We start from the raw sequence: 16,343 nt of genomic DNA, 5'->3' as shown, positions 1-16,343 counted from the left end.
GCTGTGGGGTGGTGTTAGTTTTGTCATGGGACAATAAATACCATAAACGGAAAAAAATCCAAATAAAACAAAAAATAAGGGGAAATTTGAGTAGAAAACAGAAATGCGAAAAAACGCGCGAAAATGAGCAGATTTCTGACATTTTCGCGCGTTTTTTGTCATAGGAATGAGCAGAAAGTTAGCGGTTTTTATTTTGAGATACCGCAGCTCCACAGATAGCGTCCCAATATCTCAAAATCGTGCGGTTCGATTTGGGTTAAATCAAGCTCGGTTGTGGGGTAGATGCCTTTGTTCGGGTTGTCGCTGATGATGTTGAAGGTGTGTGCATTCAGGCGTTGCAGGCGTTTGATGCGGATTTCGTCGTATTGGCGGAACAGGTAGATACCTTCCTCCGTGTAGCGTGCGGTGGCGTACCATAGCACGGTGCCGAGGTCGATAAGGGTTGGGAACATGCTGTCGCCTTTAACGCGGGTACAGAAGCAGCGGTTGGGGTTTACGCCCAAGTGTTTGAAAAACGAAGCTCTGAACCACATGGCTTCAGCCTCTTCGGCATTCCACGCGATTGCTCCGTTACCCGCACTGCCGTACACATTGACATGGTAGCGCACCGGCACGATGCCGCCGGTGTCTTGGGCGGTTGCCCATGCGCCATAGCTTTTGACCAAGTTTTCCATGCCCGAGGGCAAAGGTTCGGCGGCAAACACGGGATTTTCTTTATAAACAGGCGTTTCAGACGGCCTGTTTTTTTCTTCGTACGGCAACTCCGCACCCTCTTCAATCAGGTGTAGCAAGCCTTTTTCTTTAAGTTCATCAATAATATATGTTGGAATTGTGTAGATTTTTTTATATCCACCTTTCCCGCCTTTTGTTGGAATTTCCGAATATTCCCAATTTTCTTCTTTTGCACGATACCCAATACCGGCTGGAGTTGCCGGGAAGGATAGCTGAATCCCATTTGATTTAGCAGTTTGTGCGATGTCGCATATTTCTGCAACGCTTCTTTTGAAAGTTTTCATGTTTAATTCCTTTTTAAAGCTAATCCAACCAGCTTTAAAGAAATAGCTTTAAAAAGAAACAACAGAAATATTAAATAATATTTAATAAATTCAAATCGTTATTAAAATTAAGCCCAAACCAATATCTTTTTAGCTTGAAAATAATCTTTTTAAAGCTATAATGTTTAGAAACGACGAAACAACAGCTTTAAAACATTATAGCTGATTTTTCAATGCTCTTTAACAACTTGGAAAAACGTCAAATAAACGCTACAAACGGTTTTTTATGAGAAGGCCGTTTAACAGGCCGTCTGAAGATTCGGACGGCCGATTAAACGGTTTTGATTTTTTTATTCAAGGAGGTTGGAAATGGATGATTTGGACTTGAAGCAGAAACTGGCAGAACGCCGAAATGAGGAAATGCTGGAGCGCAGCGATATTTTGTTGTCCGGAATAGACATTCAGAAAAAGCAGGTTGAAGCCCTGCTGCAAAAACTGAATGCGATGGGGGTCTGATATGCACCCTGAACTGATTCGAGCACATTTAAGAATGAAAGGTTACTCCTTGGACGACGTAGCCAAGGAAGCAGGAATCGGAGCAGCGACTGTCCGACAGGCTTTAAGCAAACCATCAGCAGCAGGAGAAAAAGCGATTGCCAAAATTTTGAATAAATCACTACACGAATTATGGCCAGAGCGGTGGACTAAGGATGGAAAGCGTATCCGACCCCGATATGCTCACTTATATAAGGAGCCAGCATGAAAGAAATATATTCTCTTGCAGAGTTAGCTTCGATGAGGCTTGAGGGCTTATCCCATACTGTGCAAGGGTTATCGTATAAAGCCAAAAAAGAAAAATGGCCTTTCGTTGAAGTTAATTGCAAAGGCGGTAAAAACGGCCTGCGCCGCGAGTATGCCCCGCCTGCCGAGGTGATGGCGCAAATCAAGGCGAAGGCAACGGAAAAGCTGCTGGCCGAAACCGCGCCTGCACCGCTGCCGGTGGCTGCCAAACCGGCGCTGCCTGCGGTGGCCGATACGGCGTTTGCCAGCACCCAAGCGCAGCGCGACTGCGAAGGGGCGCGGATGGCGGTGTTGAATGCGGTGGAGCGGCTGATGGCGGAATCGGATGTGAGCAAAGAAGCGGCGATGACCACGCTGCTGACGCAGGCGAAGCTGCCCGGTTACGAGCATCTGGCCAAGATGTTTGCTTTGGCCACCGACGGGCGTGGCGGCTCTGGCGGCCTGCCGAGCAGCCGCACCATCAAACGCTGGTTTGAGCGGCGCGACCGCCATGCGCTGGCACCGAAAGCGGTGCAGGCGGATATGGCGATGCCGGCCTGGCTGCCGCTGTTTTTGAAGTTTTACCGGCAGCCCACCAAGCCTTCGGTGCCGATGGCTTATGAGGCTTTTCTGGTTGCACTGGCGGCTGAAAACCCGTTGGCGAAAGTGCCGAGCATTCATGCGGTGCGGCGGGCATTGGGCAAAGTGGGCAAGGTGGCTTTGCAGGAAGGCCGTAAAGGGCCGCGCGAGCTGAAAAACGATTTGCCGTTTACGCGGCGTGAGTTTTTGCACCTGCCGCCTGCGGCGATTTACACGGCCGACGGCCATACGTTTGATGCGGAGGTGTTGAATCCGTTGAGCGGCAAGCCGTTCCGCCCTGAAATCACTACGGTGGTGGATGTGGCAACGCGGCGGTGTATGGGTTGGAGCGTGGGGCTGGCGGAAAGCCGCTTTACGGTGCTGGAAGCCTTGTGCCATGCAAGCCGCACGGCCATCGGTGCGGTGTGGTATGTGGACTGGGGCAAGGGTTTTGAAAACCTGATGATGACCGATGAGGCAACGGGTTTGATGGGAAGACTGGGCATGACGATGAAGCATTCTCGAGCCTACAACTCTCAAGCTAAGGGCGCGTCGGAACGCAGCCACCATATTTTCACCCGCGCGGCGAAAAAGCTGGCGACGTATGTGGGCAAGGATATGGACGCGGAAGCGCGCAAGGCGATGTTTCATTGGACACGCAAGGAAATCAGGCTGCAAGGCAAGATTGTGAGCAGCCCGATTCAGACGTGGGACGAGTTTAAGGCCTTTATTGAGGCGGAAATCGAAGCCTACAACAATAAGCCGCACCGCAGCCTGCTGAAATTTACCGATGCCGACGGCAAGAAACGCCATATGACGCCGAACGAAATGTGGGCGTTGAAGGTAAAGGAATTCGGCGAACCGCCGAAGGTTGAGCAAGGCGATGAAGGCTGGCTGTTCCGCCCGCAGATTATGCGGACGGTGCGACGCGGCGAAATCAGCCTGTTTAACAATGTTTATTTCTCGAATTTATTGGAGGAATTCAACGGCGAAACGCTCAGGGTCGGCTACGACGTGCAGGACGCGCAACGGGTGTGGGTGTATGACGACGAAGGCCGCTTGATTTGCAGGGCGGAATGGCACGGCAACTCGACATCCTATATGCCGGAAAGCGTGATTGAGCAGGCCTTGGACAAGCGCAACGATGCGGCTTTGAAACGCGTGGAGCAGAAACGTCAAAACGTGTTGGCGGAACGCAGGCAGGCGGTAATCGAACACCAAGACAGCGTAAACATCGGCGGCTTGGTGCTGGATATGAACCGCTTGAAAACAGAGGCAGACAAGCTGCCGCGCCGCGAAGAGCCGGAAACGGTGGATGCGGTATTTAAGGAAATCAAGACCGAGCCGTTTCAGACGGCCACGGTTTGGGAAGCACCCGATGCGATGAATCCGAAGGCGCAGTATGCGGAATACCGCTTACTTGCCGCCCTGCCGGAAACGGGACTAAGCGAAGCGCAGGCGAAATGGCTGGATTGGTACAAAGCCAGCGGCCGCGTGGAACTGATGGAACAGATGGCACGGGCTTACGGTTGATTTAACTTATGTTTAAAGGAGTATCAAAAATGGATTGGTATGAGTTGGAACAAAACGGCATCACGGTCAAAAACATCCGCCCGGCCAAGCGTCACCGCGCATGGCCTTGGATGGCGGTGTTTGCCGTAACGGTATTGTTGGGATTGGCCGCAGTAGTGGCAGATATTTTTAAAATTATTTAGGAAACAACATCATGAAAATTGCAAACATCAATAATTTATCTTTGGCTGCGATTGCGATGCAGCGGTTGGTTGCCCGACAAGACGGCCTGCCGGGTTTGGGCGTGTTGTACGGTCCGAGCGGATACGGCAAGACAACGGCGACGGTGGCGGTGGCCAATCAGACGCGCGCTTATTATGTACAGGTGAGAAGCGCGTGGAGCAAAAAAACGCTGCTGGAAAAAATCTGTTTTGAAATGGGCGTACCTGCCGCCAAAACCACCGCGGCCTGTCTGGACATTATCTGCGAACAGTTGGCCGCGAGCCAGCGGCCTTTGATTATCGACGAGGCGGATTATTTAGTTACCAAAGCAGGCATGGTGGAGCTGGTACGCGATATTTACGAGGGCAGCCAAGCCCCCGTGATGTTGGTCGGCGAAGAAATGCTGCCCACCAAGCTGAAAAAATACGAGCGTTTCCACGGCCGCGTGCTGGCTTGGGTGCCGGCGCAACCGGTGAGCTTGGATGATGCGGCGGAACTGGCGGCGGTATATGCGCCGAAAGTCTCGGTGTCGTCGGATTTGCTGAAACATTTGGTGGAAATCGCCCACGGCTCGGTGCGCCGGGTAACGGTGAACTTGGTCAATTTGGCTGCGTTTGCCGCCGAAAAAGGCATGAGCGAGTTGGGTTTGGGCGACATCGCCAAAGCGGAGCTGTATAAAGGCGAAGCACCGAAACGCGGGGTAAAAGTATGAGCGTGAAGGAACTGACCAAGCCGCGCAACCTACGACAGGATGTTTGGGATCTGTTGCGCAACAACCGCGAGCGTTTTCAGACGGTGGACGAAATTTCGGCGGCAACCGGATCTAATTATTCGGCGGTGTATGCCTATCTGCGATGCCTGTTCAACGGCGGCTATATCGGGATACAGCAAGGATTCCGTTTTTCCCGCCGTTTGGGCTACCGGCTGGAACGCGATACGGGCGCGGAAGCCCCGCGCCTCAGGGCGGACGGCAGCATGTGCAACGGTACGGTGATAGAAGCGATGTGGAGGACAATGAAAATCCTGCGGCATTTTGACATTGATACGCTGGTCTCCCATGTCAACATGACCCACCGCCTGACCCGGAATATGGCCAACCGCTACACCGCAGCGCTGGAATGCGCCGGATACCTGACCAATACCGGCAGCCCGCGGTTTAAAAAATTTACGCTGGTCAAAAACACGGGGGCGAAAGCACCGCAGATGGTAGAAGTGCACGAGCTTTACGATCCGAATTTAGACGAAATTATTTTAAGAGAAGTACCTGATTATGAATAAAGATTATATGAAAGAAGAATGGTTTGCGGTGTTGAAGGCGGAAACCGGAAAGAGCAGCCAGGCGGCGGTGGCGGAAAAACTGGGGTATAGCGGCACGTCAATAAATCTGGTGCTAAACGGCAAATACAACGGCAACCCTGCCCGAATCGCGCAAAAAGTCAAGGGTGTGTATTTTAAAGTCGGCTGCCCGCATTTGGAAACAACCATTACCTTAAACGATTGCCGGGATTATGCGCACGCCGCCGCCCCTACCCACAATCCGGCAAAAATGGCGCATTGGCGCGCCTGCCTGAATTGTTCGAAGCGTCCGGGAAATAAGTAAGCCCTTGACACGGCTATATATTTTTTAACTTGGATTTTAAATAACTTATTGATTTTAAAGGAATTAGAAAATGAGCAAGAAATTGAATTGGGAAAAAAGAACCATCCGGAACGGCCTGTTTGAATTTGAAAACCGTTTCTTTTGCCTGATTGGATATCCGGGCAATGAAGACGGGGGGATGGAAATTTTAGTTGCAAAAAATAGGAATGGCGATGTTGTTGTCAAAGGTCCAAAGAAAGGAAAAAAATGATTGAGTATGTAAAACATCTGATGGCGGGCATGGTGAGCGCTACGGTCATGCTGTTGGCCGGAGTCTTGTTGCACTCATGTACCGAAGAAGCCTGGGCAGAGACACCCGATTTGCAGCGTGCCGCGGAGATGGCGGCGCAAGCGGAAATCATGAAAATCGAAGCGGAGTACGAGAGTATGAGCACGGAAAGCAAGATGGATGGGGTGGTCTATGAGTAAAAAACAGGCCAAACGCCCGACACGCAAGGCGCGTGAGCTGGCATTGAAACAGGCGGTGGCGGACATCAAACGCCGCTACGGGGATAAGGCGATAGAGAAAGGATGGCGCAAATGAGTTTCGGCAGACGTAATCAGGATTGGCAGGCTTACGGCCAACACCGCCGCCGCGTTTGGGCACGGCAGGCGCGGAAAAAGCAGGAAACGGCGGAAGAATATCAGGCGCGGATGATGCGGGAAACGGAAGAGTTGCTGAAGAATGAGCGGAAAAAATGATGTGGATTGCAATCGGGCTGGCGGTATTAACCGGGTTGGTCTTGCTGCTGGAGTTTTTGGCGCGGATTGCGCTGCTGCGGATGATCGGCGACGGCTACGACGACAATTAAAACGGCAAACTGTTGATACGGCTATATATTTTTTGCCTTGTGAAAATTACAAGGTATTGATTTAAAAGGATTTTAAAAATGGATAAGGAAAAAGCCTTAGACAAAATCAAAAAGTGTTTGGCCTTGAGTAAATCGGCCAATGAGCATGAGGCGGCGCAGGCGTTGAAGCAGGCGCAGGCCCTGATGAAAAAATTTGAATTGACCGAGATCGAGATAGGTTTGTCGGAAATTTCAGAGGAAATGTCAGGCAGAAAAGTGGCGTTGAAACTGGCTAAATGGCAATGGGACGTTGCCAATTTGGTTGCCGATGTATTCGGCTGCGGAAGCTACAAACAGGGTAATTACATGCACTTTTACGGTTTTGGCAACCGGCCGCAAGTCGCTGCTTATGCCTTTTATGTGGTTTGGCGGCAGATTACCGCTGCACGGCGAAAATATTTGCGCGAGTGTCCGAACGTAATCCCAAGCCGCCGCGAATATCTGGCCAACCGATACTGCGACGGCTGGCTGACCGGAGCAAAGCGTGCCGTACAAATGTTTGCATTTCCCGAAGGGCAGGAGCAAATGATGGAGCGGTATGCAAAAGATGTTTTAAACATCGAAATGGTCAAGCCCAGAACCATCTCCGCGCCACCGACGCTCAGAAATATCGGCGATGATGCCGAATACAGCGGCATGCAAGACGGCAAGGAAATCGAACTGTATCACGCCATGAACGGTGGCGAAGAGCAAAAAATGATTGGAGCGCAAGCATGAACCCGAAAGACCTTATCGAATGGCTCGAAGACCGCGGCGAGCTGGTTATCAGTAAGAGCGACGGCGGTAATTTTGTGGTGGTGGCGCGGCAAAACGGCGTGATGAAAACGGCGGAAGCGGCCACTTTGGAAAGAGCGATTATGTTGTGGGAGGAAGCGTGATGAACATCGCAAAACCTGAAAAACAAGATTTGGCAGCCGCGTGGGATCTGATCCGCATGCTCGATAACGTGAGCTGCGAACTCAACCCCTTAAAACCGGCTGGCGAAGACGGCGATTACGAGTGGTTGGAAGATAAAGACAAGGCCGCCGTGCTGGATGCCGTGATTGAAGCCTACGAAAACTGCAATTTGGGATGGCTGATGACGGCGCTGGAAACCCTGCTTTCGCCAAAAAACAAGATTATCGACCAAGATTCCTACATTTTGGCATTTTCGCCTGAGTTAAAAGCCCTGATGGCAAAGGAGGCGTGATGAAACAAATCGAATTTGCCGTGACCTGCCCGGGCTTGTGCGATGAGTGCGACAGCCGTGTTTTGTTTAAGGCGGATGCCCCAGACAACTGGGACAGTATGACCGACGCAGAAAAAGGCGGATGGGCGGCAGAAACATTTTTCGGCGAACTGGATTGGCATTGGGGGGAATCATGATTTGCCGCTGCCCCAACTGCGGCGCGGTACACAGCTTGGACAGTTTAATCAGCGATGCCGAGGCGGCCGAAGTATTGAAAATGCTGCTGGAACTGGATGCCGACATCGGCAAGGCGGCGATACGGTATATCGGGTTGTTCCGCCCCGAAAAGTCTCAACTGAGCTGGGGGCGCACCGCCAAACTGCTCAAAGAGCTGCTGCCGCAGATTCAGACGGCCACCATCGAACGCGACGGCACGGCCTATGCCGCACCGATGGAGGCATGGCTCTATGCCCTGCACGAAGTCTTGGCGGCACGCGAAGCAGGCCGTCTGAAAACACCGCTGAAATCGCACGGTTATCTGTATGAAATCCTTGTAGGGTGGGCTTGCCAGCCCACCGCAACAGGGAATCAGGTAAGCAGACCGACCCGAGCCGCAACACCTGCAAAACCCAGCCAAACCCTAACCGCAGCCGCCGAGCTGCAAGGATTGAAAAGATGAAAGAACTGCCTACCCAACTGCACAACACCATGATCGACGGCCTGACCATGCTGCTGACCCTGCGCCTGACCGGGTCGCCCGCCGCCGACACCGTGGCGGCCACCGCGCAGACATGGAGCCGCGTACTGGCACACGGACGAGAGTGGGACGAGACGCGCGATTTAAAACGCTTTCAGACGGCCTTTATGGTACTGGCGGCGGAAACCAACCGCTGGCCGAGCCCGCGCGACTTTTTGGACGTGCTGCCGCCACCGCCCGAGACGATGAAGCTGACACACCGCTATAACCCGACAGCCGAAGAAAAAGCCCGAGGCCAAGCGGCTTTAAAACAGATTCAAAGCGCCGTTAAAGCCATCTTAAACGGCAAAACCAACCCAACCGAAAGGAAAACATCATGATTGAACAATACGAATACAGCCTGCTGAATGATTATTTGGAGCAGGACTGGGACGCTTTTATCAGTTTTGCCGAAACACAAGGCTTTGACGCAAGCGAAGTCTATCAATTACTTAACAAACTGGAGGACAAGGCAAATGACTAAAAACCGAATCAAACAGCCCGCCATCGCAGCGGCGCAAGACAAAGCAGAAGTCACCACGTTTATCCGAAAAATCGGCGATTTACATCGCGAAGTCAAGCGGCTGGAAACCGAAGCCGGCGACAAGAAAGCCGCCATCGAAGAAGAGTATGCCGCGCTTGCCGCACCGCTGTGTGCCGAAATCACGAGCCTGACCGAGCGTGTGGCCGCCTACTGCGAAGCACACAAAGACGAGCTGACCGACAACGGCAAAACCAAAACCGTCGACTTTACCACCGGTCTGATTAAATGGCGCATCCGCCCGCCGTCGGTCAAAGTAACCGGCGTGGCCGCCGTATTGGCGTGGCTCTCCGAAAAATCCGCCTTTGCCGAGTTTGTGCGCACGAAGAAGGAAATCGACAAAGACGCGATCCTGAACCAAAAAGAGCGTTTTGCAGACGGTCAAGTTCCGGGGATTAAGATTGTGAGCGGCGTGGAGGATTTTGTGATTGAACCGAGCGAACAGGAACTGGGTTAAATGGCAAAAATCATCATCACGATACAAGACGAGATGCCGATAAACGGCCTGCGCGGCGTAACCATCAGTTATGACGGCGACCTTGAGCCGAACGGCCAGATCACAATGGCTCAGATGACGGCCTATAACATCAAAAAGCTGATGGATGCGATTGAGTTTGAGGCAGCCAAAAAAGCGAATAAAGCAAACAAAGCAAATTGATTCATAGCGGGCAACAGCCCGCCATTTTTAAAAAGGAAAAAATCATGTGGTTTAAACAATTAACCCCCTTCCGGCTGCCGGAAATGCCCGAAGCGCGCCAACTGGACGAAGCACTCGGCACGCATTGGTTTACCGAGCCGCAGGGTTCGGACTGGTTCGGCGAAGGCTTTACCCACCCGAACGCATTTACCGACCTCGCCGTGTATGAAGCACAAAAGGCCATGCTTGTCAGTTTGAAACGCGAAGAAAAAGTACTGCCGAATGCGGTGATTAAAAATAAGCTGGACGAAAAAGTCGCCAAAATCCAAACAGCCGAAGGCCGCAATGTTGGCCGTGTAGAGAAGCAGGAACTGCGCCAAGCGATTATCGATGACCTGCTGCCCAAGGCCCTGACTAAAAGCAGCCGCACAAAAGGCCTGATGGCCGCAGGCTGGTTGTGGGTGGATACGGCCAGCCGCCGCAAGGCGGAAAACCTGCTCACCAAGCTGCGCGAAGCCCTCGGTGGCCTGCCTGCGCAAATGCCCGTAACCCGCCAATCGCCGTCATCACTGATGACCGACTGGCTGCTGCGCGGCGAAGCGCAAGGCCGTTTTGAGTTGGACAGCGATGTAACCCTTGTGGGCGGCGGCGACGTTGCCCCTAAGGTCAAAATCAGCCGTAAAGACCTGACCGACGACGATGTGGTACATCACGCCAAAAACGGCATGACGGTATCCGAGCTGGGTTTGGTGTGGCACGAACGCGTGGCCTTTATCCTGACACAGGATTTTACGATGAAGCGCATTCAGTGGCTGGATGTGGTGCAGGAGGAAGCTGAAGGCCGCAGCGATGGTGCCAAAAGTCTTACCTACGCCGCGCAGCTACTGATGTCTGCCGCGTTGAGTGAGCTGCTGGCTGAGCTGGTGGAGCTGCTGGGAGGATGGCAGGAATGATGGAGGGTTGGGACTTTTAAGGCTGGTTTAAAGGCCGTCTGAAAACAGTTTGAATACTGTTTCAGCATGTAGGTTGGGTCAAGACCCAACGAAATCTTTAAACTGAAATCCCAAATCCAAGCGGGTTGCAACCCAGCCCGCTTCAGTTTGGTTTTTTAAGTTACAATTAAGCCCTTTTCAAACAGGGTTTAAAAATGGAAAAACAACTGGCCGCCGCGTATGCGGCATACATCGACCAACACGGGCGCGAGCCTGATTATCTCAAGACCAACCAAGCCCACTACTACGCGATAGAGGCTTGCTGCCACACCGACTACGACACCGGCACGGACACGCGCTATCAAGGCGCGCTGCTGATGGTGGCCGAGATTGACGGTTGGATTTTTGAATAATCGGTGCAAAAGCTGTTGCAAATTTTATGAAAATGCCGTATTGTAAAAAAAGGTGCTGAAAACACCTTGAATACAAAGACGGACATAACGCCCCGATAGCGCGGCTTTTTTATGCCTATCATTTCAGACGGCCTGTTCAGGCCGCCCGAATCACCGCCTTATGGCCGAGTGTGCGAGGAATACAATACCCGCAAGGGAAATAACTCCGCCGTTTCTTTGTACGGTTTTCAGCACTTGGCCGCCCGTTTCGGGCAATCATCAAATATCCCTCTGAAAAAGGAACAAAGAAATGAACTCTCAATTAATCCCCACCATATCCGGCCAAATCGACGGCCAAACCCAGCCGCTTGTCGATGCGCGCCAACTGCATGAATTTTTGCGCGTCGGACGCGATTTTACAACTTGGATAAAAGGCCGCATCAGCAAATACGGCTTTGCCGAAAATGTCGATTTCTCCCGCTCCCCCGTTTTGGGGAGCGGCAAAAATCAAGGACTTAGCTTCGGCGGCGAAAACAGAACAGATTATTTTTTGACGCTCGATATGGCCAAAGAATTGTGCATGGTTGAGAAATCCGAGATTGGCCGTCAAGCCCGCCGTTACTTTATCGAAATGGAGCGGGTCGCCAAGCAGGGCGTAAACCGTGAATACGTTGCCCTGCTCGAATCGCAAAACCAAGCCCTTAAAACCGAGCTTGCCCGCGTTGCCCCGCAGTTTGTACGCATCGCCTTTTATCACAACGTCGGCTTGGATATGGCGGAGATGCGCACCCTGACCAAGCGTTCCGCCCGCACCGTGCGCCGAAACCTTGCCCGATTGGCCGCCTGCGGCCTGACCGACTACCAACCGGACCCGTACCTGTCTGCCTGCGGACGCTTGGGCAACCTGCGCCGCCGCCAAAACGCCGAGTTTCTTGCTGCGCAACAGTCTTTGAGCTTGGAGGGCTAAGCCATGAATACCGAACAACTCGAAATCAAACGCAACAGCGTTGCACACGGCTTGGCATTTTTAGGCACCGCCCTGCTGCAAATCGGCGAGATGAAGTCTTCGGAAACCGAACAACTGGGCTGCCTGCTGCTCTGCCTGTCGGAATACGCGCAGTCGCTGGAAGCGTGATTATTCGCAGATGATTTAAAGGCCGTCTGAAACAGTATCGACGCTGTTTCAGACGGCCTTTAAATGACAGATGTGAAATTTTTACAATAACTAAATATGCAGGTTTTTTTCTTCAAATTTTAAAATATACACAAGATATTGTGTTTTTGGCATCTGCTACCGATTGGGTGTTACGGCCAATATTCGCCATGTTTTTCAGATTGTATTAGAATTGTGACGTGATTAACATCGTTATTAACAATTAACAGGCAATAGAGGGAAGCATGATGAATATTACCAGACCGGAAAAAGCGCTGCTGGCCGGATTCGTTTCGTCTTTCGGCCTGATTGCGGCATCTGCCGACATTCCGGTGAAAACCAAACACAGGAATGACCGCCAAGCGCTGGCAGGCGATTGGCAGAATATAGGCAGCGATTTCAGAAAAGCAGTCAAAAAGACAAGCACGGCACGATGAACAACGAAAACGAATTAAAAAACCGCTCGGCAGATACGGGCGGTTTGGCTTTTCCGGAAGAAGAGCAGGAGCTTTTAGAAAAAATAGAAGACCGCCCGCGCCTGATTCAGCAGATTATTGCCCGCCACCATATGGGGCCGCTGCCCGACCCCGACGATATGGCAAGATACGGCAGCATCATCCCTAACGGTGCCGAGCGGATTATGCAGATGGCGGAAAAAGAACAGTCTGCACGCTTGCAAATGGAGGAAAAAGAGCAGCAAGAGCGGTTTTCTTATCTGAAACAGGAGCAAGCCATTAAAAAACGCGGGCAATGGTTCGCCTGTTTTTCGGTTATTGTTTTTGCCGCCATTTCCGTTTATTTGATTTACAGCGGATCGCCCACAGCGGGCGCGTTGTTGATGGGAGCATCGCTGGCCACGGTGGTTTTGGCATTTATCGCCGGGCGAAGCCAGAGCAAAGAATAAGACAGGAATGTTTAAAGGCCGTCTGAAAACAGTATCAACGCTGTTTCAGACGGCCTTTTTGTATGCCTGCCTTTTGCAAAAAAACATCGACTTAAATCAATATATGGTAGATTTTATGCATAAAATACATTAAAATACACAACATATTGTATTTATGGATTTATCATGAACAGCACGCAGAATCTGCGCCGCAGCCTGATTGCCAAAATCAAAATCGCACAAAAGGAGCTGGGTTTGGATGACCCGACCTACCGCGCGGTGTTGGTACGGGTAACGGGCAAAACGTCTTGCACGGAGTGCAGTATCCCCGAACTGGAGCGCGTGGCAGAGGATATGCGCCGGCACGGGTTTAAGCCCAAAAACGGCGCAGGCCGCCGTCCGAACCGCCGTGATTCTGCCGATCCGATGATGCGCAAGATTGAAGCGTTGCTGCTGGACAACGGCTGGCCGTGGAATTATGCGCACGGCACAGCGAAAAAGATGTTTAAGGTTGACCGTGTGGAATGGCTTTCAGACGGCAATATGCACAAACTGGTGGCGGCGTTGCAGATTGTGGCCAACCGTAAAGCAAAAAAGGAGCAATCATGAATTGGGAAATGACCGAGAAAGATTTTGACGAAATCCGCCACCTGCTGCCGGAAAGCGTGGTGTCGCTGATTACGGTGGCAGGGGTAAAGGCGGCTTTGCATTTGGTGCGTAATTTCGGCGGCACCAATTTCCCGGTGTCGAACCGCAAGCGAAACAGCAAGGCCAGTCAGGCGTTGCATGCGGCTTTGGCGGATGAGGTGGGCGAAGAAATTGCGTGCAAAATCGAGACCGCTTATGGCGATGCGCCATATTTTCATATTCCGCGCTGCTGGGGGGCGATGATCGAGCTGCGCAACCGCTTTATGCGCCGCCAATATGACGAGATGACGGGCGGTAAAAACGGCGTGTCCGATACCGTGGCCGTGCGTGATTTGGCCTTGGCGCACCATCTGGCCATCCGCCAAGTGCGCTATATCTTGAAAGACACCGACCGGATTGCCGAAACCGCCCGCGCCAAAACTGCCCAAGGCCAATTATTCGGATTTTCTCCGCCTAGATGTGTTGCATGACCTGCCATCATTTACCCCGCTTTTGCGGGGCTTTTTTTATTTTGGCCGTGCCCGTGGGGCGGCTGGTGCAGCTTTGCGGGACACGGCCATGCGGTCTGAACGGCACAATCAAAGCCTACTGAAAAACTTTGTTTTGATTTTAAAGGGGCTTTATGAGCAAGATTATTTGTCTGACCGCAGGGCACAGCAACCGCGACCCGGGCGCGGTCAACGGCAGCGACCGTGAGGCGGATTTGGCGCAGGATATGCGCAATATTGTGGCGCATATTTTACGCGGCGAGTACGGCCTGACCGTGCGTACCGACGGCGAGGGCAAAGGCAATCTGCCGTTGGCCAAAGCCTTGACGTTGATTAAAGGCGCGGCGGTGGCGGTGGAGTTTCACACCAACGCGGCTGCCGCGAAATCGGCGACGGGTATTGAAGCCTTGACCACGCCTAAAAACAAGCGCGTTGCGCAGGCATTGTGTCAGGCGGTTGCCAATGTAACCGGCTGGAAGTTGCGCGGCGATCAGGGATTTAAACCCGATAACGCGGGGCAGCACAGCCGTTTGGCGTATGCACAACACGGCGGAATTGTGTTTGAGCCGTTTTTTATCTCAAACGACGCGGATTTGGCCTTGTTTAAGGCTAAAAAATGGGTGATTTGCCGTGCGATTGCGACGGCGATTGCGATGGAAGTGGGAGCGGCACGCGTATGAAAAGAGGATTGATTGCTTTGGCATTGGGTGCGTTGGCCGATATGGGGCGTTTAAGTGCGCCGCCAATGCCGGAATTTAAGTTTGCCCCTGCTCCGGTGTATCAGGTGCGGCAACATCCGAGCCTGCGCCGCGGCAAATCAGGCGTGGCCGCCGCCAAACGCGCGGCGCGTAAACGTAAAAACAAGGGTTAAAAAATGGATGTGCAAACGATATTGATTTGTGTGCTGTCATCTCTCGTGACGGGTTATTTTTTTGCTGCTGTCGTATTTGCGGTGTTGTGTAAAAACATCTTGAAAAGAATTGACCGCACCGGTCATTTTGAAATCGGCAATCGTCTGTTTGAGGTGCGCGAAGTGTTTAAAACCCGTTATCCCTTATAAGGCCGTCTGAAATGGGACTGTTAGACATCATCAAAAACCCCGCAACAGGCAAAGTATCACATTCCAAATTGTGGGCAAACGTAGCCTGCGCCGCCGCAACTTATAAATTTGTCGCCGCACCGGATGCGCCGTCTGAAATCTGGGCGGTGTATTTGGGCGTGGTCGGCGGCTATGCCGTCGCCCGCTCGTATGTGAGCGTGAAACGGCAGGAGGCTGAAAATGCTGCAAGCGAAGCTGATTAAGTACGGTTTGCCCGCGCTGGCGGCGGTATTGCTGCTGTGTGCCGTGTGGGTGGGCGGTTTTCAGACGGCCTTTAAGCGTCAGCAAGTAGTGATTGGGCAAATCAAGGCTGAAGCCGCTGAAAGCCGCTTGCAAGCCGAGCAGATTTACTCGGCGGAGCTGGAAAAAGCCCTGACCGAACAGAAAAAATGGCAAGACTTTGCCCAATCTGAAAGCGCGAAACTGGCGCAAGCCAACCGCGAACTCGACCGTCGCGCGGCTGCGTTGGAGAAGGAAATTAAAAATGTCATCGAAAAAGACAAAAGCGCAAACGGCGGCCGCTGTATTGACGGCCTTGGTGCTGACGGCCTGCGGCTCTACCTCCAAGCCCTCGGCTACGCCGATTAAAACCATCGGAAAGCCGGTGATGCCGCCCGTGCCTGCCGCGCTGCTGGACACGCCGTTACGCCCCGAGCCGCCCGAATCGGGCAAGCCGGAAGACCTTTTGCATCACGCCGTCCGATTTGGCAGTTATGTGCAAAAGCTGGAAGCGCAAAACCAAGGCTGGCGCGATTGGGCTAGTGGCTTTTAGAACACGTCTTCGTGCAATTAAAAAGCCCGCTGTTGGCGGGCTGTCCGTGGAGAAAAGTTTAAATCAAGGTCAAATCTTTTACAGATGTAAAGGAATTGGTACCTTTCACTAAATTAATAGCGTTTTGGCAGTTTTGCTTGCTGGTGTAGCCTTCGCCTTGTGCAATGATTTCATGGTTAGCTGTTCTTAAACGCCAGCGGAATTGGCCTGCCACATCTTTGTAAATTTCAAAATACATAGGATTTCCTTATGAAAGAGTATACGTTTTCTTACCGTTTTGACGGCAAGTCCTGGTCACTCAGCATTTGGGCAGACA

Annotated in this window: 36 protein-coding genes; 34 read left to right on the top strand and 2 right to left on the bottom strand. The window is 52.1% G+C overall.

What is annotated here, in order from left to right; translation table 11 throughout:
• Positions 1-188: 188 nt before the first annotated feature.
• Positions 189-791 (bottom strand): S24 family peptidase, encoded by a 603-nt coding sequence (locus ACFPVS_RS09245; RefSeq protein ID WP_378595698.1) that lies wholly within the window; start codon positions 789-791, stop codon positions 189-191.
• 573 nt (positions 792-1,364) lie between these two features.
• On the opposite strand from ACFPVS_RS09245, the gene ACFPVS_RS09240 reads away from it, so the two are divergent.
• The 34 genes from ACFPVS_RS09240 (at position 1,365) to ACFPVS_RS09075 (ending at position 16,027) form a co-directional block, all read left to right on the top strand.
• Positions 1,365-1,511 carry a hypothetical protein gene (locus ACFPVS_RS09240; protein WP_378595697.1) on the top strand — a complete coding sequence of 49 codons (147 nt, stop codon included), beginning with the start codon at positions 1,365-1,367 and terminating at the stop codon, positions 1,509-1,511.
• On the top strand, positions 1,495-1,758 hold the full coding sequence (locus tag ACFPVS_RS09235) for a helix-turn-helix domain-containing protein (protein WP_378595696.1): 264 nt from the start codon (positions 1,495-1,497) through the stop codon (positions 1,756-1,758). The genes ACFPVS_RS09240 and ACFPVS_RS09235 overlap by 17 nt, the downstream gene beginning before the upstream one ends.
• The gene (locus tag ACFPVS_RS09230; protein WP_378595695.1) at positions 1,755-3,887 is read left to right on the top strand and encodes a Mu transposase C-terminal domain-containing protein; all 2,133 of its coding nucleotides are present in this window, start codon (positions 1,755-1,757) and stop codon (positions 3,885-3,887) included. Before ACFPVS_RS09235 ends, ACFPVS_RS09230 begins: the two co-directional genes overlap by 4 nt.
• Positions 3,888-3,916: 29 nt before the next feature.
• Positions 3,917-4,069, top strand: coding sequence for a hypothetical protein (locus ACFPVS_RS09225; RefSeq protein WP_378595694.1), 153 nt, complete (start codon positions 3,917-3,919; stop codon positions 4,067-4,069).
• 11 nt (positions 4,070-4,080) lie between these two features.
• Positions 4,081-4,800: an AAA family ATPase gene (locus ACFPVS_RS09220; RefSeq protein WP_378595693.1), complete on the top strand. Its 720-nt coding sequence runs from the start codon at positions 4,081-4,083 to the stop codon at positions 4,798-4,800.
• Entirely contained in the window at positions 4,797-5,366 is a 570-nt protein-coding gene (locus tag ACFPVS_RS09215; RefSeq protein WP_378595692.1) for a hypothetical protein, read from the top strand. Before ACFPVS_RS09220 ends, ACFPVS_RS09215 begins: the two co-directional genes overlap by 4 nt.
• Positions 5,359-5,688 carry an XRE family transcriptional regulator gene (locus tag ACFPVS_RS09210; protein WP_378595691.1) on the top strand — a complete coding sequence of 110 codons (330 nt, stop codon included), beginning with the start codon at positions 5,359-5,361 and terminating at the stop codon, positions 5,686-5,688. Before ACFPVS_RS09215 ends, ACFPVS_RS09210 begins: the two co-directional genes overlap by 8 nt.
• A gap of 70 nt (positions 5,689-5,758) precedes the next feature.
• Positions 5,759-5,938: a hypothetical protein gene (locus tag ACFPVS_RS09205; protein ID WP_378595690.1), complete on the top strand. Its 180-nt coding sequence runs from the start codon at positions 5,759-5,761 to the stop codon at positions 5,936-5,938.
• Positions 5,935-6,156 carry a hypothetical protein gene (locus ACFPVS_RS09200; protein ID WP_378595689.1) on the top strand — a complete coding sequence of 74 codons (222 nt, stop codon included), beginning with the start codon at positions 5,935-5,937 and terminating at the stop codon, positions 6,154-6,156. The genes ACFPVS_RS09205 and ACFPVS_RS09200 overlap by 4 nt, the downstream gene beginning before the upstream one ends.
• Entirely contained in the window at positions 6,149-6,271 is a 123-nt protein-coding gene (locus ACFPVS_RS09195; RefSeq protein WP_378595688.1) for a hypothetical protein, read from the top strand. Before ACFPVS_RS09200 ends, ACFPVS_RS09195 begins: the two co-directional genes overlap by 8 nt.
• Positions 6,268-6,429, top strand: a complete 162-nt coding sequence (locus ACFPVS_RS09190) for a hypothetical protein (protein ID WP_378595687.1) — start codon at positions 6,268-6,270, stop codon at positions 6,427-6,429. Before ACFPVS_RS09195 ends, ACFPVS_RS09190 begins: the two co-directional genes overlap by 4 nt.
• A gap of 188 nt (positions 6,430-6,617) precedes the next feature.
• The gene (locus ACFPVS_RS09185; RefSeq protein WP_378595686.1) at positions 6,618-7,295 is read left to right on the top strand and encodes a DUF7168 domain-containing protein; all 678 of its coding nucleotides are present in this window, start codon (positions 6,618-6,620) and stop codon (positions 7,293-7,295) included.
• On the top strand, positions 7,292-7,456 hold the full coding sequence (locus ACFPVS_RS09180; protein WP_378595685.1) for a hypothetical protein: 165 nt from the start codon (positions 7,292-7,294) through the stop codon (positions 7,454-7,456). The genes ACFPVS_RS09185 and ACFPVS_RS09180 overlap by 4 nt, the downstream gene beginning before the upstream one ends.
• A complete protein-coding gene (locus ACFPVS_RS09175; RefSeq protein ID WP_378595684.1) occupies positions 7,456-7,767 on the top strand; it encodes a hypothetical protein in 312 nt (103 codons plus the stop codon). Before ACFPVS_RS09180 ends, ACFPVS_RS09175 begins: the two co-directional genes overlap by 1 nt.
• Positions 7,767-7,943: a hypothetical protein gene (locus ACFPVS_RS09170; RefSeq protein WP_378595683.1), complete on the top strand. Its 177-nt coding sequence runs from the start codon at positions 7,767-7,769 to the stop codon at positions 7,941-7,943. The genes ACFPVS_RS09175 and ACFPVS_RS09170 overlap by 1 nt, the downstream gene beginning before the upstream one ends.
• Entirely contained in the window at positions 7,940-8,425 is a 486-nt protein-coding gene (locus ACFPVS_RS09165; RefSeq protein WP_378595682.1) for a hypothetical protein, read from the top strand. The genes ACFPVS_RS09170 and ACFPVS_RS09165 overlap by 4 nt, the downstream gene beginning before the upstream one ends.
• Complete coding sequence (locus ACFPVS_RS09160; protein WP_378595681.1) at positions 8,422-8,823, top strand: hypothetical protein; 402 nt, start codon at positions 8,422-8,424, stop codon at positions 8,821-8,823. The genes ACFPVS_RS09165 and ACFPVS_RS09160 overlap by 4 nt, the downstream gene beginning before the upstream one ends.
• Positions 8,820-8,966 (top strand): hypothetical protein, encoded by a 147-nt coding sequence (locus tag ACFPVS_RS09155; protein ID WP_378595680.1) that lies wholly within the window; start codon positions 8,820-8,822, stop codon positions 8,964-8,966. The genes ACFPVS_RS09160 and ACFPVS_RS09155 overlap by 4 nt, the downstream gene beginning before the upstream one ends.
• Entirely contained in the window at positions 8,959-9,480 is a 522-nt protein-coding gene (locus ACFPVS_RS09150) for a host-nuclease inhibitor Gam family protein (protein WP_378595679.1), read from the top strand. Before ACFPVS_RS09155 ends, ACFPVS_RS09150 begins: the two co-directional genes overlap by 8 nt.
• Positions 9,481-9,681 carry a hypothetical protein gene (locus ACFPVS_RS09145; protein WP_378595678.1) on the top strand — a complete coding sequence of 67 codons (201 nt, stop codon included), beginning with the start codon at positions 9,481-9,483 and terminating at the stop codon, positions 9,679-9,681.
• Positions 9,682-9,725: 44 nt separating this feature from the next.
• On the top strand, positions 9,726-10,613 hold the full coding sequence (locus tag ACFPVS_RS09140) for a recombination-associated protein RdgC (RefSeq protein ID WP_378595677.1): 888 nt from the start codon (positions 9,726-9,728) through the stop codon (positions 10,611-10,613).
• A gap of 194 nt (positions 10,614-10,807) precedes the next feature.
• Entirely contained in the window at positions 10,808-11,005 is a 198-nt protein-coding gene (locus ACFPVS_RS09135; RefSeq protein ID WP_378595676.1) for a hypothetical protein, read from the top strand.
• A 289-nt stretch (positions 11,006-11,294) separates the two neighbouring features.
• Positions 11,295-11,951: an antA/AntB antirepressor family protein gene (locus tag ACFPVS_RS09130; protein ID WP_378595675.1), complete on the top strand. Its 657-nt coding sequence runs from the start codon at positions 11,295-11,297 to the stop codon at positions 11,949-11,951.
• A gap of 3 nt (positions 11,952-11,954) precedes the next feature.
• On the top strand, positions 11,955-12,119 hold the full coding sequence (locus tag ACFPVS_RS09125) for a DNA polymerase III (protein ID WP_378595674.1): 165 nt from the start codon (positions 11,955-11,957) through the stop codon (positions 12,117-12,119).
• Between the two features lie 263 nt (positions 12,120-12,382).
• Entirely contained in the window at positions 12,383-12,574 is a 192-nt protein-coding gene (locus tag ACFPVS_RS09120; RefSeq protein WP_378595673.1) for a hypothetical protein, read from the top strand.
• The gene (locus ACFPVS_RS09115) at positions 12,571-13,041 is read left to right on the top strand and encodes a DUF2335 domain-containing protein (RefSeq protein ID WP_123804350.1); all 471 of its coding nucleotides are present in this window, start codon (positions 12,571-12,573) and stop codon (positions 13,039-13,041) included. The genes ACFPVS_RS09120 and ACFPVS_RS09115 overlap by 4 nt, the downstream gene beginning before the upstream one ends.
• Positions 13,042-13,224: 183 nt before the next feature.
• Positions 13,225-13,629, top strand: a complete 405-nt coding sequence (locus tag ACFPVS_RS09110) for a gp16 family protein (RefSeq protein WP_378595699.1) — start codon at positions 13,225-13,227, stop codon at positions 13,627-13,629.
• A complete protein-coding gene (locus tag ACFPVS_RS09105) occupies positions 13,626-14,138 on the top strand; it encodes a Mor transcription activator family protein (protein WP_378595672.1) in 513 nt (170 codons plus the stop codon). Before ACFPVS_RS09110 ends, ACFPVS_RS09105 begins: the two co-directional genes overlap by 4 nt.
• Before the next feature lie 152 nt (positions 14,139-14,290).
• The gene (locus ACFPVS_RS09100) at positions 14,291-14,836 is read left to right on the top strand and encodes an N-acetylmuramoyl-L-alanine amidase (protein ID WP_378595671.1); all 546 of its coding nucleotides are present in this window, start codon (positions 14,291-14,293) and stop codon (positions 14,834-14,836) included.
• Positions 14,833-15,027, top strand: coding sequence for a hypothetical protein (locus ACFPVS_RS09095; protein WP_378595670.1), 195 nt, complete (start codon positions 14,833-14,835; stop codon positions 15,025-15,027). Before ACFPVS_RS09100 ends, ACFPVS_RS09095 begins: the two co-directional genes overlap by 4 nt.
• 3 nt (positions 15,028-15,030) lie before the next feature.
• On the top strand, positions 15,031-15,216 hold the full coding sequence (locus ACFPVS_RS09090; protein ID WP_378595669.1) for a hypothetical protein: 186 nt from the start codon (positions 15,031-15,033) through the stop codon (positions 15,214-15,216).
• An 11-nt stretch (positions 15,217-15,227) separates the two neighbouring features.
• Positions 15,228-15,458 carry a hypothetical protein gene (locus ACFPVS_RS09085; protein WP_378595668.1) on the top strand — a complete coding sequence of 77 codons (231 nt, stop codon included), beginning with the start codon at positions 15,228-15,230 and terminating at the stop codon, positions 15,456-15,458.
• Positions 15,436-15,843: a hypothetical protein gene (locus tag ACFPVS_RS09080; protein WP_378595667.1), complete on the top strand. Its 408-nt coding sequence runs from the start codon at positions 15,436-15,438 to the stop codon at positions 15,841-15,843. Before ACFPVS_RS09085 ends, ACFPVS_RS09080 begins: the two co-directional genes overlap by 23 nt.
• The gene (locus tag ACFPVS_RS09075; RefSeq protein ID WP_378595666.1) at positions 15,740-16,027 is read left to right on the top strand and encodes a hypothetical protein; all 288 of its coding nucleotides are present in this window, start codon (positions 15,740-15,742) and stop codon (positions 16,025-16,027) included. Before ACFPVS_RS09080 ends, ACFPVS_RS09075 begins: the two co-directional genes overlap by 104 nt.
• A 58-nt stretch (positions 16,028-16,085) precedes the next feature.
• Here ACFPVS_RS09075 and ACFPVS_RS09070 read toward each other — a convergent pair whose 3' ends face one another.
• Positions 16,086-16,265 (bottom strand): YegP family protein, encoded by a 180-nt coding sequence (locus tag ACFPVS_RS09070; protein ID WP_123804358.1) that lies wholly within the window; start codon positions 16,263-16,265, stop codon positions 16,086-16,088.
• Between the last annotated feature and the right edge of the window lie 78 nt (positions 16,266-16,343).

The organism is Neisseria weixii (assembly GCF_042658245.1).
GTDB classification, from domain to species: Bacteria; Pseudomonadota; Gammaproteobacteria; order Burkholderiales; family Neisseriaceae; genus Neisseria; species Neisseria weixii.
The sequence above is the reverse complement of the archived record's forward strand: the minus strand, read 5'-3'. Positions and strand labels throughout refer to the sequence as shown.